The sequence below is a fragment of the Streptomyces sp. DH12 genome (assembly GCF_020873895.1).
In the GTDB taxonomy this organism is placed as follows: Bacteria; Actinomycetota; Actinomycetes; order Streptomycetales; family Streptomycetaceae; genus Streptomyces.
Genome location: NZ_JAHWGT010001414.1, coordinates 1 through 414 on the forward strand (window position 1 = coordinate 1; position 414 = coordinate 414).

Annotated in this window: 1 pseudogene; it reads left to right on the top strand. The window is 76.8% G+C overall.

The window, feature by feature from the left end:
- A pseudogene (locus LPA54_RS40345) lies at positions 1-414 on the top strand (hypothetical protein); the annotation flags it as partial.

Consider the following 414-nt stretch of genomic DNA (forward strand, 5'->3'; position numbering starts at 1 on the left):
GGTGGTGTGGCGGGTGCGGGACACCGCGCGGGCGACGCTGGGCGTCGAGGACCACGAGGGGTATCTGCGGGCGTGCGTGGAGGCGGCGCTGCTGCGGGTGCCGGTGGCCGCGCCGGGCGCCGGGCGAGGTGCGGTGCAGGCGACGCAGGACGCGCTGACCCGGCTGGTGGCGGCGGACGCCGGGCCGGTGGGGATGGAGGTGTGCGCGGTACGGCCGCTGCGGGTGGAGTACGCGCCGGAGGTGGCCGCCGCGATGCACCGGCGCCGGATCGCGGCGCTGGACGCCCGGCACCGGGCCGGTGTGATCGGCTCCGTCGTGGACTCGGTGGAGGACACCGTGGCCCGGCTGACCATGCGCGGCCTGGTGGACCTGGACGACTACGAGCGCCAGGTGCTGGTGAAGGACCTGACGGT